Genomic DNA, 12,696 nt, shown 5'->3' with positions numbered 1-12,696 from the left:
CTCCTGGCCTCACCTTACGCCCGCCCCGTTAGGGAGCGATTAGACGAAGACCACCGTCTTGTTGCCGTGGACCAGGATGCGGTCTTCCAGGTGCCAGCGCACGGCCCGCGCCAAGACGGTGCGCTCCAGCTCCCGCCCGAGCCTCCGCATCTCCGCCACGGAGTGGCGGTGGGAGACCCGCACCACGTCCTGCTCGATGATGGGCCCCCCGTCCAGCTCCTCGGTGACGTAGTGGGCCGTGGCCCCGATGAGCTTCACCCCCCGCTCGTGGGCCTGGCGGTAGGGGTCCGCCCCGGCGAAGGCGGGGAGGAAGGAGTGGTGGATGTTGAGGATCCGCATGGGGTACCGGGCCACGAAGCGGGGAGAAAGGACCTGCATGTAGCGGGCCAGGACCACCACCTCCACCCCCCCCGCCTCCAGGAGGGCCAGCATCCTCTCCTCGGCTTCCTCCTTCCCTCCCGCCGCCACGGGCACGTGGTGGTAGGCCACCCCGAAGCGCTCCACCTCCTCCCGGTGGTGGGGGTGGTTGGAGATGACCAGGCGCAGGTCCATGGGCAGCTCCCCCACCCGGTAGCGCCAAAGGAGCTCCAGGAGAGCGTGGGCCGGCTTGGAGACCAGGACGGCCACCCGCTTCCGCTCCGAGGCGTAAGCGATGCGCCAGGCCATGGCGAAGCGCTCCGCCACCACCTCCCGGAAGGCCCGCTCCAGGGCGGGGCGGGAGAGGTCCAGATGGCGCAGGGTGAAGGCCAGGCGCATGAAGAAGGTCCCCCCTTCGGGGTCGGTGGAGTGCTGCTGCAGCTCGGTGATGTTGGCCCCGTGGGCGTAGAGGAAGCCGGAAACCGCCGCCACGATGCCGGGACGGTCGGGGCAGGTGATGAGGAGGCGGGCCTCGTCCATGGGGGCTACTATATCCCCATGGAGTGGCGCACAGCGGACCTCTCCGACCTGCACCCCGAGGGGGAAACCCTCCCCATGGTCTACCGGAGCTTCGGCGCCAGGGCCCGCTTCGCCGGGCGGGTGCGCACCCTGAAGGTGTGGGAGGACAACGCCCGGGTGCGCGAGGTCCTGGAAACGGGAGGCCAGGGCCAGGTGCTGGTAGTGGACGGGGGAGGCTCCTTGCGCACCGCCCTCCTCGGGGGCAACCTGGCCCGGCTGGCCTGGGAGAGGGGCTGGGCCGGGGTGGTGGTCCACGGGGCGGTGCGGGATGTGGAGGAGCTCAAGGAAGTGCCCATCGGCCTCCTGGCCCTGGCCGCCACCCCCAGGCGGAGCGCCAAGGAGGGCCGGGGGGAGGTGGACGTGCCCCTCAGCCTTCCTTGGGCCAGGGTGCTTCCGGGGAATTTTCTCCTGGCGGACGAGGACGGGCTTCTCCTCCTGCCCGGGCCCCCGAACGGCGGCCAAAGCGGCGGATGAGGTCCTCCTCCTTGAGGGCCAGGAGGACGGGCCTCCCGTGGGGACAGACCCAGGGGGTGCGGCAGGCCAGGAGGGCGTCCAGGAGGGCCTGGCCCTGGGCGCCCCCCAGGGGGTGGCCCGCCTTCACCGCGGGCAGGCAGGCCAGGCGGGCCAGCAGCCCCCGGAGGTTCCTCCCCTCCCCCCTCAGGGCCTCCCGGAAGACCTCGGGCAGGAGAAGGGGGTAGGGGTGGAGGAAGGCGGGGGCGGCGAGGAGGCGCACCCGCCCCGGGCCGAAGGCCTCGTGGGCGAAGAGGGCGGCAAGCGCCTCTCCTCCCAGCAGGGCCTCCTCCTCCGGGGAAAGCTCCACCAGCACCGGGTAGGGCAGGGGCTTCGGCCCCTCCGCCTCCAGGCGCCTTTGGAACTCCTCGAAGATGACCCGCTCGTGGGCGGCGTGCTGGTCCACCACGTAGAGGGTGTCCTCCCCCTGGGCCAGGAGGTAACTTTCCCGGAACTGGGCCAGGTAGCGCAGGCGGGGCAGGCCCGAAGGGGTGGGGGGGCTTAAGGGCAGGAGGGGCTTGGGCTCCGGTAGGGCTCGGGCCAGCCCCAGGCGGGCGAAGAGCCCCCCCACGGCCTCCCCCAGAAGGGCCTCCACCTCCCGGGCCACCTCCACCTCCTCCTTGCGGGCGTCCAGACGCAGGCGGAAGAGGCCTGGGGGTAGGGAGAGGTTCACTGCCCCCACGGGAAAGTGCCCCTCGGGGAGGAGCTCGCGGTAGGCCCGGCGGAGGGCCTTGAGAAGCCCTTCCGGCCAGGCCACGGGCCTGCCGTTCACCGCCAGGAAGAGGAGGTCGGGCCGGGTGCGGGAGGCCTGGGGCCCGGAGAGGAGGCCCTGGAGGCGCATCCCCCCCGCCTCCGCCTCCAGGGGGAGGAGCCTTGCGGAAAGCACCGGGCCGAAGGCGAGCCGGGCGGCCTCCCTTAGGCCCGCCCCGGGGAAGAGGAGCCGGGCCTCCCCCTCGGCGAAGAGGGCCAGGGAGAGGAAGGGGTGGTGGAGAAGGTAGCGCCGGAGGAGGTCCAGCACCCCCCGGGCCTCCCGGGCGGGATCCCTCCCCTCCCCCCGGAAGAGGCCCACCGCCTCCACCCAGGTGCCCGGAGGGGCGGGCACCTCTTTGAGCTCCACCCGGTCCCCCTGCACCAGGAGAAGCCCTCCCCCCACCTGCCCCCGGGGCCTCGAGCGCAGGCGCAGGAGAGCCGCCTGGCGGAGGGCGTAGAGGGCTTGGCCCCGGAAACCCAACGTGGTGATGTGGGCGGGATCGGTGAGCTTGCTGGTGGCGAAGGGCTCCACCGCCAAGGGGAGCTCCTCCAGAGGAATGCCCGCCCCGTCGTCCTCCACCGCGAGCCGTTCCAGCCCCCCGCCCCAAAGCTCCACCCGCACCCTCCGGGCCCCGGCGTCCAGGGCGTTCTCCAGAAGTTCCCGCACGGCGTCCTTCACCCCAAGGAGCACCTCGCCCCGGGCCAGGAGGCCGCGGAGCTCCTCGGGGAGGGGGCGGATCACCCCTTCATGGTATCCAAGGGGAGGCCCAGGGCCAAGGCCTTGAGCTCGTGGAGGAGGCGGAGGGCCTCCAAGGGGGTGAGGCGGTCGGGGTCCAGGGTCAAAAGCCGCTCCAGGGCCGCCTCCCCCGGACCTTCCCGCCGGGCAGCCATGGCCTGGAGGAGGGCCCTGGCCCGCTCCACCACCTCCTTGGGCAGCCCCGCCAGGCGGGCCACCTCCACCCCGTAGCTCTTGGAGGCGGGGCCAGGGAGGACCTGGTGGTAGAAGGTGAGCCCCCCCGCCTCCTCCTTGGCGGCCACGTGCAGGTTCTTGAGCCGGGGCAGGGGCAGGGCGGTGAGCTCGAAGTAGTGGGTAGCGAAGAGGGCGTAGCACCGCCTCTCGTGCAGGGCCTCGGCCACCGCGGTGGCGATGGCCACCCCGTCCAGGCTGGAGGTGCCCCGGCCCACCTCGTCCAGGAGGACGAGGCTTTGCTCCGTGGCCTCCTTGAGGATCAGGGCCACCTCCTCCATCTCCACCATGAAGGTGCTCCTGCCCCCGGCCAGGTCGTCCGCGGCCCCGATGCGGGTGAGGATGCGGTCAAAAAGGGGAAGCTCCGCCTCCTCCGCGGGCACGAAGCTCCCGATCTGGGCCAGGAGGGCGATGAGGGCCGTCTGCCGCAGGAAAGTGCTCTTCCCCGCCATGTTGGGCCCCGTGACCAGGACAAGCTCGCCTCCCGTCTCCAGGTCGTTGGGGACGAAGGGGGTCTTCCGCTCCACCACCGGGTGCCGCCCGGCGCGGATAAGGAGGCGCTCCCCAAAGCGGGGGCGCACGTAGCCCTGGCGCACCGCCACCTCGGCGAGGGCGGCGTAGACGTCCAGCTCCGCTAGGATCCTGGCCGCCTCCCTGAGGGCCTCGGCCTCCCCCCGGGCCCGCTCCCGCACCTGCAGGAAAAGCTCCTCCTCCCGGCGGCGGACCTGGGCCTCGAGGCGGTAGAGCTCCCTTTCCCGCTCCCTCATCTCCGGCAGGGTGTAGCGCTGCCGGTCCTTGAGGGTCTGCACCGGGCGGTACTCCGGGGGCACCCGCTCGTAGTAGGGGCGGGTCACCTCCAGGTGGTAGCCGAAAACGGCGTTGTAGCCCACCTTGAGGGTGGGGATACCGGTCCTGGCCCTTTCCCTCTCCTCCAGCTCCAGGAAGTAGGCCACCCCCTCACGCTGGGCCCCACGCAAGGCGTCCAAATGGGGGTCATATCCCTCGCGGATCAGGCCCCCTTCGGAAAGCTTGAGGGGAGGCTCGTCCACCAGGGCCGCCCGCAGCTCATCCCGGAGGGCGGAGAGGTCGGGCAGGGCCGCCTCCTCGCCCAGGAGGGCCCCGATCCCGGGCAGGATCTCCAGGCTGCGGCGGAGAGCGGCCAGGTCCTTGGGCCCGGCCCGCCCCAGCTCCAGCCGGGTGGCGAGGCGCTCCAGGTCCGCCAGGCGGAAGAGGCGCCGCCTGACCTCTTCCCTGAGGGCTCCCTCCCGCACGAAGCGCTCTACCCGGACCAGCCTGGCCTCCAGGGGCCCCCGGTCCAGAAGGGGGTGGCGGAGCCAGCTCTGGAGGAGCCTACGGCCTGGGGCGGTACGGGTCTCGTCCAGGACCCCGAAGAGGGTATCCTGGCCCCGGAGGGGCTCGAAGACCTCCAGGGCCCTCAAGGTGGCCTCCGGCAGGTGCATGAAAGCCCCCGGGTCGTAGGAACAGAAGGGCCTGGGGGTGAAACCTCCCCCTTGGGTCCGGGCCGCGTAGGCCAGGAGGGCCCCCTGGGCCCGGCGGAGGGCCAGAGGGCCTTCCCCTTCCGGCTCAAAAGGGGCCTCGGAGAGCATGACGGGGAAGCGCTTGCGAAATTCCTCCAAAAACTCCGGATTATCCCGGAGCTCCGGGGCCAGGAGGACCTCGGCGGGACGGTGGCGGAAGAGCTCGTCGTAAAGGGCACTCCTGCCCTTGAGGAGGGTCCCCTTGAACTCCCCTGTGGACACGTCCAGGAAGGCCACCCCCCACCCGTCCCCGGTGGCGACGGCCGCCAGGTAGTTGGCCTCCCTGGGCAGGAGGGCTTCCTGCACCAGGGTGCCCGGGGTGAGGAGCTGGGTCACCTCCCGCCGCACCAAGCCCTCGGCCGCCTCGGCGGGTTCCACCTGGTCGGCCACCGCCAGGCGGAAGCCGAGTTTCAGGAGCCGCTCGGCGTAGGCGTCGAAGGCCCTTATGGGGATCCCCGCCATGGGGGTGGTGAAGTCCTTGCTGGTCTTGTGGGTGAGGGCGAGGCCCAGGGCCCGGGCCAGCCTCTCCGCGTCTTCCCCGAAGCACTCGTAGAAGTCCCCCACCTGGAAGAGGAGGAGGTACTCGGGGTAGCGGTCCCGGAGCTCCACGTATTGCTGAAGGAGAGGAGGCAGGGGGCCTGGCCCTTCGCCCTTGAGCATGCCTCCCATGATAACCCCTGCCCCGGCTCCGAGGCCCCGGGGCCGGCACCCCCTTGGCGATACCCTTGAGCCAAGGTGCGCCAGCGGACCAACCAAGCCTCCCTTGACAGGGGTAAGGTTGCACGGGTAAGGTATGGGGGAGTAAAGGACAAATGTCCTGGAAAGGAGGCGGAGCCCGCATGACGAACCTGAACCGGCGTACCACCCTCAAGCTCATGGGCTTGGGGGCGGCTTTCCTGGCTGCGGGGGGCCGGGGCCTGGCCCAGCAGGCGCCCACCGCGGACCAGCTGGTGCGGGGTAAGAACCCCAGACTCTTGGTCCTTTCCCAAAGGCCCGTGGTCCTGGAGACTCCCTACGACCTCCTGGTAGCCAATCCCCAGCGCACCCCCAAGGAGCTTTTCTTCATCCGCAACAACGTAGATCTGCCGGGGTTCAACACCGTGGAGGGGGCCAGCCTGGAAGGCTGGCAGGTGGAGGTGGGCGGCCAGGTGAGCCAGCCCTTCACCTTTGAGGCCCGGGAGCTCCTCGCCCTGCCCCAGCACGAGGTGACCATGGTCCTGCAGTGCTCGGGCAACGGCCGCTCCTTCTTCCAACCCCGGGCCTCGGGCAACCCTTGGGGGCGGGGAGGCATGGGCAACGCCACCTTCCGGGGGGTGCGGCTCAAGGACCTCCTGGAAGCCAAGGGGGTACGGCTGGGCGAGCGGGCCTTCTACATCACCGCCCACGCCAGCCGCCAGGGCGGGGCGCCGGAGTTCGTGCGCTCCGTGCCCATCCACGCCTTGGAGAACGCCCTTCTGGCCCTCTCCATGAACGGGGAGCCCTTGCCCGCGGTCCACGGTGGCCCGGTGCGCTTGGTCTTCCCCGGGTACTTCGGGGTAAATAACGTAAAGTGGATACAGAAAATTGAGTTCACCGAGGCGGAGAATACCACCGCCGAGCAGATGCCCCGCTACCGCGTGCCCACCATCATGGGAGCCAACGTGCCCTTCCTGCCCCAGGAGCCAGGGCGGCCCTACCCCTACACCTTCCAAAACTCCCGGCCCAACTGGCTTGTCACCATCAACAGCTTTATCTTCGCCCCCCTCGAGGGCCAGCGGGTGGAAGGCCCCCTGGTCCGGGTGGAAGGGGTGGCCTTCAACGACGGCATCGCCCCCATCGTGGCCGTGGAGGTCTCCACCAACGGGGGGCGAAGCTGGTCCCAGGCCCGTCTGGACCGCCGGGAAAAGGGCTTCGGCTGGGTGGGCTGGCGGGCCAGCCTCTTCCTGCGCCCCGGCGAGCACGAGGTCATGGTCCGGGCGGTGGACGCCCTGGGCCGCACCCAGCCCCTGGACGGCAACCTGGCCTGGAACGAGCGCGGCTACGAGTGGAATGGGGTGATGCGGGTCAAGTTCACCGTGGCCTAGAGGCATGCGGGGCTCCCGGCAGCCTGCCGGGAGCTTTTGGCTCTCCCCGCCGCCCCGTTCGGGAAAAGCAGGGTCTCCCCCCTGGGGGGTAGCGTAGGCGCAAGCCATGAAGCGAGTTCTCTTCCCCCTTGGTCTTCTCACCCTAGGGCTTTTCGGCTACCTGGCCTTTAGCCAATTCACCCTACCCGAGGGCCCGGGGAAGGATCTGGTCCTGGCCAAGTGCCAGGCCTGCCACGACATCGGTTTGGTGGCCCGGGAGAGGTTATCCCGGGAACGCTGGGATGCCGTGGTCCGGGAGATGGAGCTCCAAGGGCTCCAGCTCACCGGCGAGGAGCGGGCGGCCATCCTGGACTACCTGGCCACCTACCTGGGCACCGAGCCCCCGCCCCCTCCCGCCCAGGCCGAGACCCCCGTCCAGCGGACCGGGGCCCAGGTGTACGCCAACTGCGTGGGCTGCCATGGCCCCCAGGGAGAGGGTAACCCCCCTGCCTTTCCCCCCCTTCGGGGCCACGTGGAGGTCCTGTTGCGGGCAGAGGGCGGCCGGGACTACCTGCTCCTCTCCGTCCTCTACGGGGTACAGGGGCCCATCCGGGTGCTGGGCCAGGCCTACGATGGGGTCATGCCGGGCTTCGCTTGGCTATCCGACGAGGAGCTCGCCCTGGTCCTCAACCACCTGGCCGCCTGGGGAGCCCCCCCAGGCTTCCGCCCCTACACCCCGGAGGAGGTCAAAGCCGCCCGGGAGAATCCCCGCTCCCCTGAGGAGGTACTGGCCCTGCGCCGGGGACTCGGGCTGCCATGACGGGGCGGGTGGTTTCCCTCCACCTGGGCCTGGAGCCGGGACTGCCTAAGGCCCAGGTGGAGGCCTTGGACCTGCTTGCGGGCTTTGGGGCCCAGGGGGACCGCCACGCCGGGAAGGATCCCGAGCGCGCCCTCTTGGTAGCCGGCCTTCCGGCCTACGCCAAGGCCAAGGGCGCGGGGATCCACCTCCCTTACGGGGCCCTGGGAGAAAACCTCCTTTTGGACCTGGACCCCCACGCCCTGCCCCCAGGGGCCAGGCTCCGGGTGGGGGAAGCCCTCCTGGAGCTCACCTACCCGTGCACGGTCTGCAAGAGCCTTTCCCAGTGGGACCTGCGCCTGCCCAAGCTCCTCTACGGGGGGCGGGGCCTCTACGCCCGGGTGCTGGAAGGGGGCCGGGTGCGGGTGGGGGACCCGGTGAGGGCCTTGGTGGAAACCCGCTAAGGGGGGAAGGCCTCGGGGGTTCCCAGAGGCCTCGTACCCCCCTTGGTCCAACCCCTCCTGCTCCTTTAGAAGCCTTGGGGCTCCCGCCCCGCCCAGGGCGGGCCGCTATCAGGCCCCCACCCACCCGGGAACCCGGTAGGCCCAGTAGGCGGGCCGCCTGCCCCGGGGCTCGTTCAGGACCTCGATGCGGCCCTCCAAGACCACCTCCACCGCCCTCAGCTCCCCCAGGTACTCCATGAAGGCCTCGGCGTCGGCGAAGCCGGTATCCACCCGGTAGCCCTGGGCGTCCCGGAGGACGGCGAAGCCGTCGCCCCCGGCGGCGATGAAGTTGTTCACCACCACCCGGTAGGTGGCCTCGAGGTCCAGGGGGACGAAACCCCTCTCGGTCCGCACCTCCACCCGCACCACCCGGTCGCCTGCGGGGCGGGAGAGGTCGAAGGCGTAGCGCAGCCCCGCCACCTGCAGGAAGCGGCCCGCCGTCCCCTCCCACTGGGAAACCCCGTTTTCCAGGGCCGCCTTGATCTCCCGCCCCTTCAGGTCCATGACCACCAGGGTGTTGCCGAAGGGCAGCACCTCGTACACCTTGGCCACGGTGATGGGGCCCCTGGGGATGGAGGCGCGGATGCCCCCGCCGTTTTGCAGGGCGATCTGGGTGCCCGCTCCCCGGGTCTTCCAGAGCATGCCGTCGGCGATGAGGTTGCCCAGGTTGCTCTCCCGCCGGCGCACCACCTCTCTCTCCCCCACCAGGTCCACCCGGGCCTCGGCTACCACCTGCCCCATCAGGGCCCGGACCGGAGCGGCGTAAGCCAGAAGGGCCTCCCGGGCGAAGAAGTCCTCGGGGGAGACCTCTGGGGTCATGAGGAAGGGCTCCCCCTTGTAGGCCACAAGCTCCCCCCGGGCGTCGAAGGCGAGCTCCAGGACCCCCACCACCTTCCCCCACTCCCAGGCCTGGACCACCAGCACGTCCTTGCCCTCGGGGTTTTTCACCACCGTGGGGTAGGGCCCCGCGGGGCTGAGCTCCCGGTGGGGGAAGCTCCCCAGGAGGGTGTGGGAGTGCCCCCCCACGATCACCTGGGCCCCCACCAGCCGCCGGGCCAGCCTCAGGTCCTCCCCGTAGCCCAGATGGGAGAGGACCACGATCTTGTTCACCCCCCGCCGGAGGAGCTCGTAGACCGCCTTCTGGGCGCTCTCGTAAGGGTCCAGGAAGTCCACGGTAGGCCCGGGGTTGGAGATCACCGCGGTGTCCGGGGTGGTGAGGCCCACCACCCCCACCCGCTCCCCGCCCACGCTGACGACGGCGAAGGGGGCCACCAGGCCCTTGAGCCTGGGCTCCCGCTCCAGGCCCAGGTTGGCGGAGACCACCTGGAACCGAGCCCCGCGGACGAACTCCGCCAGGTGCCCCGGTCCCAGGTTGAACTCGTGGTTCCCCAGGGCCATCACCCGGTACAGGGCCCGGTGCATGAAGAAGCGGTCCGCCAGGCCCCGGTACTGGTTGAAGTAGAGGGTGCCCTGGAACACATCCCCTGCGTCCAGGAAGAGGACGTTCCTGCGGGCGGTGCGCAGGCGATCGAAGAAGGCGATGCGCTGGGCCACCCCCCCCACCCGGACCCGCTGGCCCGAGAGGGTGAGCTCGGTGGGCTCCAGGTGGGCGTGGGTGTCGTTGGTGTGCACCAGGGTCAGGGTAAAGGCCCCCTGGGCCCGCCCCAGGCCTAAGCCCAGGACCCCCCAAGCGGCTCCCGCCTTGAGCAACGCGCGCCGTTTCACCATACCAACCCTCCGAGGACCAGTCTACTCCGGCCCCGGTCAGAGGCCGGTCAAGGGGGAGGCTGGGGCAGCCCGCCGATCTGCAAGGACATGCGTACCACTAAAGATTGACAAAGGGCGAATCTTTGCCGTACACTTTGCACAGCTAGTCGGCTTTTAGCCCTCTTTCTGCCGGCTAGCTTGGCAAGGGAGGCGGACTATGGGATACACTAAGGCGGAAATCCTCGGGATCCTCAAGGAGGAAGGCGTTAAGTTTTTGCGGTTGCAGATCACCGATATCCTAGGGGTGGTCAAGAACGTGGAGGTGCCGGAGTCCCAGTTCGAAAAGGCCCTGGACGGGGAGATCATGTTCGACGGCTCCTCCATCGAGGGCTTCACCCGGATCGAGGAGTCGGACATGCTCCTCAAGCCCGACTACAACACCTTCGTCCTCCTCCCCGAGGGCCTGGAAAACGGGGGGCGGGGGCGGGCGGCCCGGCTCATCTGCGATGTGACCTACCCCGACGGCCGCCCCTTCGAGGGGGACCCCCGGTACGTGCTCAAGCGCCAGGTGGAGCGTTTGCAAAAGCTTGGCTTTGACAACATGTACGCGGGGCCAGAGCCGGAGTTCTTCCTCTTCCTCAGGACCCCCGAGGGCCTGCCCACGGTGGAGACCCACGACCGGGCGGGCTACTTCGACCTGGCCCCCATCGACAAGGGGGAGGAGGCCAAGCGGGACATGGTGAACGCCCTGGTGGCCATGGGCTTCGAGATCGAGGCCGCCCACCACGAGGTGGCCCCGGGGCAGCACGAGATCGACTTCAAGTACGCCGACGCCCTCACCACCGCCGACAACATCGCCACCTTCAAGTGGGTGGTCAAGCGCATCGCCCTGAACCACGGCCTCCACGCCACCTTCCTGCCCAAGCCCATCCGGGGCATCAACGGCAGCGGCATGCACACCCACCTCTCCCTCTTCAAGGACGGCCAGAACGCCTTCTACGACCCCGAGGCCGAGTACCAGCTCTCCCGGACCGCCCTCCACTTCATCGCCGGCCTCCTGGAGCACGCGGAGGGCATGGTGGCCATCACCAACCCCCTGGTGAACTCCTACAAGCGCCTCACCCCGGGGTACGAGGCCCCCACCAACATCGCCTGGTCCGCCTCCAACCGCTCCGCCATGATCCGCATCCCCGCCCGCCGGGGCGTGGGCACCCGGGCGGAGCTCAGGATGCCCGACCCCTCCTGCAACCCCTACCTGGCCCTGGCGGTGATGGCCGCGGCGGGCCTGGACGGGATCGAGCGCGGCCTCCTCCCCCCGCCCCCTGTACAGCGCAACATCTACCACATGAGCGTGCGGGAGCGGCGCAAGCACAAGATCCGTGAGCTGCCCGGCACCCTCCGGGAGGCCCTGGAAGCCCTGAGGAAGGACCCGGTGATCCGCGAGGCCTTGGGGGAGCACGTGTACAGCCACTTCGTCCAGGCCAAGCAGATGGAGTGGGACGACTACCGGGTCACGGTCCATCAGTGGGAGCTGGACCGCTACCTGGCCACTTACTGAGAGGGGGTATCCAGCCCCCCCTCCTATCCGCGGGGGGGCTGACCCTTCAGTCAGCGCATAAACTTACCCAGGGGGCATTGACAAGCGCCGCTACCCCCCTCTTAAAATGGGGCCGCAACGCGAAGGCGCGTGCGAACGGGCACGGTTGGAGGTGCGTGTATGAGGACAATCGGCCTTCTGGTAGCAGGTGCGGTCGCCTTGGGCGTAGCCCTGGGCCAGGCCAACGTCATCAAGATCGCCACCCAGTCCCCCCTCTCCGGCCCCCAGGCCGCCCTGGGAGAGCAGATCAAGCTGGGAGCGGAGCTGGCGGTGGAGGAGGCCCGGGCCCGCTTTAGGCAGCTGGGCTTTGAGCTCCAGCTCGTGCCCTACGACGACCAGGCCAACCCCGACGTGGGGGTGGCCAACGCCAACCGCATCATCAACGACCCCGACATCCTGGGGGTGGTGGGGCACCTGAACTCGGGAGTGGCCATCCCCGCCAGCGAGGTGTACAACCGGGTAAGCCTGGTCATGGTCTCCCCGGCCAACACCAACCCCCTGATCACCGACCGCAGGCTGCCCAACGTGAACCGCATCTGCGGCCGCGACGACGTGCAGGGCCCGGCGGGGGCGGAGTACGCCTACAACAACCTGCAGGTGCGCACCGCCTTCGTCATCCACGACAAAACGGCGTACGGCCAGGGCCTGGCGGAGGAGTTCCGGCGGCGTTTCACCGCCTTGGGAGGCCGGTCGGTGGGCTTCGTGGGCACGGAGGAGCAGTCCAACTTCGTACCCATCATCAACCAGATCCGGGCGGCCAACCCCCAGCTGGTCTACTTCGGGGGGATCTACAGCCAGATCGGCCCCTTCGTGAAGCAGCTCCGCGACCGGGGCCTGAGGGTCAGGGTCATGGGCGGGGACGGGCTGGACTCCAGCGAGTTCGTGCGCCTGGCGGGGGTGCAGAACGCCGCCGGCACCTACTACACCACCGTGGCCGGGCCGGTCTCCGCCTTCCCCCGGGCCCGGGAGTTCGCCCAGCGCTTCCGGAGCCGCTTCGGCAAGGAGGCGGAGGGCTTCGGCATCTACGCCTACGATGCCGCCAACGTGATCCTGGCCGCCCTGGAGAACGCCATCCGGGCGGGCGGGGGTCGCAAGCCCACCCGGGAGCAGGTGGCCCAGGAGGTGCGCCGGGTAAGGCTGGAGGGCCTCACCGGGGCCATCGAGTTCGACGACAAGGGGGACATCCGGCGGGCCAAGTACTTCATCATGCAGGTGGCCCCTAGCGGCAACTGGGCCGACAACCGGCTCCTGCGGGTGGTGGAGGTGGCGCCCCCAGCCAGCCGGTAGGGGGTTTCCGGCCCCGGGGGGTGGCCCTGGGGCCACCCCCTCTGGCCGAAGAAAGGAGGCGGT

At 70.1% G+C, this 12,696-nt stretch carries 10 protein-coding genes; 6 read left to right on the top strand and 4 right to left on the bottom strand.

Annotated features, from left to right (window positions below):
• Nucleotides 1-39: 39 nt before the first annotated feature.
• Entirely contained in the window at nucleotides 40-897 is an 858-nt protein-coding gene (gene purU / locus ETP66_RS06025) for a formyltetrahydrofolate deformylase (protein ID WP_130841558.1), read from the bottom strand.
• Nucleotides 898-915: 18 nt separating this feature from the next.
• Here purU and rraA point away from each other — a divergent pair, with 18 nt between their 5' ends.
• On the top strand, nucleotides 916-1,410 hold the full coding sequence (rraA, locus tag ETP66_RS06020; protein ID WP_130841556.1) for a ribonuclease E activity regulator RraA: 495 nt from the start codon (nucleotides 916-918) through the stop codon (nucleotides 1,408-1,410).
• Here rraA and mutL read toward each other — a convergent pair.
• A complete protein-coding gene (mutL, locus tag ETP66_RS06015) occupies nucleotides 1,304-2,938 on the bottom strand; it encodes a DNA mismatch repair endonuclease MutL (protein ID WP_130841555.1) in 1,635 nt (544 codons plus the stop codon). The genes rraA and mutL overlap by 107 nt on opposite strands.
• Nucleotides 2,935-5,370, bottom strand: coding sequence for a DNA mismatch repair protein MutS (gene mutS / locus ETP66_RS06010; RefSeq protein ID WP_201738480.1), 2,436 nt, complete (start codon nucleotides 5,368-5,370; stop codon nucleotides 2,935-2,937). The genes mutL and mutS overlap by 4 nt, the downstream gene beginning before the upstream one ends.
• A gap of 170 nt (nucleotides 5,371-5,540) precedes the next feature.
• Between mutS and ETP66_RS06005 the strand changes: the two genes are divergently transcribed.
• The 3 genes from ETP66_RS06005 (at nucleotide 5,541) to ETP66_RS05995 (ending at nucleotide 8,003) form a co-directional block, all read left to right on the top strand.
• On the top strand, nucleotides 5,541-6,764 hold the full coding sequence (locus ETP66_RS06005) for a sulfite oxidase (protein ID WP_130841551.1): 1,224 nt from the start codon (nucleotides 5,541-5,543) through the stop codon (nucleotides 6,762-6,764).
• 106 nt (nucleotides 6,765-6,870) lie between these two features.
• A complete protein-coding gene (locus ETP66_RS06000) occupies nucleotides 6,871-7,563 on the top strand; it encodes a c-type cytochrome (RefSeq protein ID WP_130841549.1) in 693 nt (230 codons plus the stop codon).
• Entirely contained in the window at nucleotides 7,560-8,003 is a 444-nt protein-coding gene (locus ETP66_RS05995; RefSeq protein WP_130841547.1) for an MOSC domain-containing protein, read from the top strand. Before ETP66_RS06000 ends, ETP66_RS05995 begins: the two co-directional genes overlap by 4 nt.
• Before the next feature lie 108 nt (nucleotides 8,004-8,111).
• Here the strand turns inward: ETP66_RS05995 and ETP66_RS05990 are convergent, their stop codons facing one another.
• Nucleotides 8,112-9,767: a bifunctional metallophosphatase/5'-nucleotidase gene (locus ETP66_RS05990; RefSeq protein WP_130841727.1), complete on the bottom strand. Its 1,656-nt coding sequence runs from the start codon at nucleotides 9,765-9,767 to the stop codon at nucleotides 8,112-8,114.
• 199 nt (nucleotides 9,768-9,966) lie between these two features.
• On the opposite strand from ETP66_RS05990, the gene ETP66_RS05985 reads away from it, so the two are divergent.
• Complete coding sequence (locus tag ETP66_RS05985; RefSeq protein ID WP_130841545.1) at nucleotides 9,967-11,307, top strand: glutamine synthetase family protein; 1,341 nt, start codon at nucleotides 9,967-9,969, stop codon at nucleotides 11,305-11,307.
• A gap of 159 nt (nucleotides 11,308-11,466) precedes the next feature.
• Nucleotides 11,467-12,633 carry a branched-chain amino acid ABC transporter substrate-binding protein gene (locus ETP66_RS05980; RefSeq protein WP_130841543.1) on the top strand — a complete coding sequence of 389 codons (1,167 nt, stop codon included), beginning with the start codon at nucleotides 11,467-11,469 and terminating at the stop codon, nucleotides 12,631-12,633.
• The last annotated feature ends 63 nt before the right edge of the window (nucleotides 12,634-12,696 follow it).

This window comes from Thermus thermamylovorans, from assembly GCF_004307015.1.
GTDB classification, from domain to species: domain Bacteria; phylum Deinococcota; class Deinococci; order Deinococcales; family Thermaceae; genus Thermus; species Thermus thermamylovorans.
Note: the sequence above shows the minus strand (reverse complement) of the source record. Positions and strands in the feature narration are given on the sequence as shown.

Bases quoted from the DNA above. Each gene is read 5' to 3' on its own strand.
- purU (WP_130841558.1), bottom strand. From the start codon at position 897: ATGGACGAGGCCCGCCTCCTCATCACCTGCCCCGACCGTCCCGGCATC.
- rraA (WP_130841556.1), top strand. From the start codon at position 916: ATGGAGTGGCGCACAGCGGACCTCTCCGACCTGCACCCCGAGGGGGAA.
- mutS (WP_201738480.1), bottom strand. From the start codon at position 5,370: ATGGGAGGCATGCTCAAGGGCGAAGGGCCAGGCCCCCTGCCTCCTCTC.
- ETP66_RS06005 (WP_130841551.1), top strand. From the start codon at position 5,541: ATGACGAACCTGAACCGGCGTACCACCCTCAAGCTCATGGGCTTGGGG.
- ETP66_RS06000 (WP_130841549.1), top strand. From the start codon at position 6,871: ATGAAGCGAGTTCTCTTCCCCCTTGGTCTTCTCACCCTAGGGCTTTTC.
- ETP66_RS05995 (WP_130841547.1), top strand. From the start codon at position 7,560: ATGACGGGGCGGGTGGTTTCCCTCCACCTGGGCCTGGAGCCGGGACTG.
- ETP66_RS05985 (WP_130841545.1), top strand. From the start codon at position 9,967: ATGGGATACACTAAGGCGGAAATCCTCGGGATCCTCAAGGAGGAAGGC.
- ETP66_RS05980 (WP_130841543.1), top strand. From the start codon at position 11,467: ATGAGGACAATCGGCCTTCTGGTAGCAGGTGCGGTCGCCTTGGGCGTA.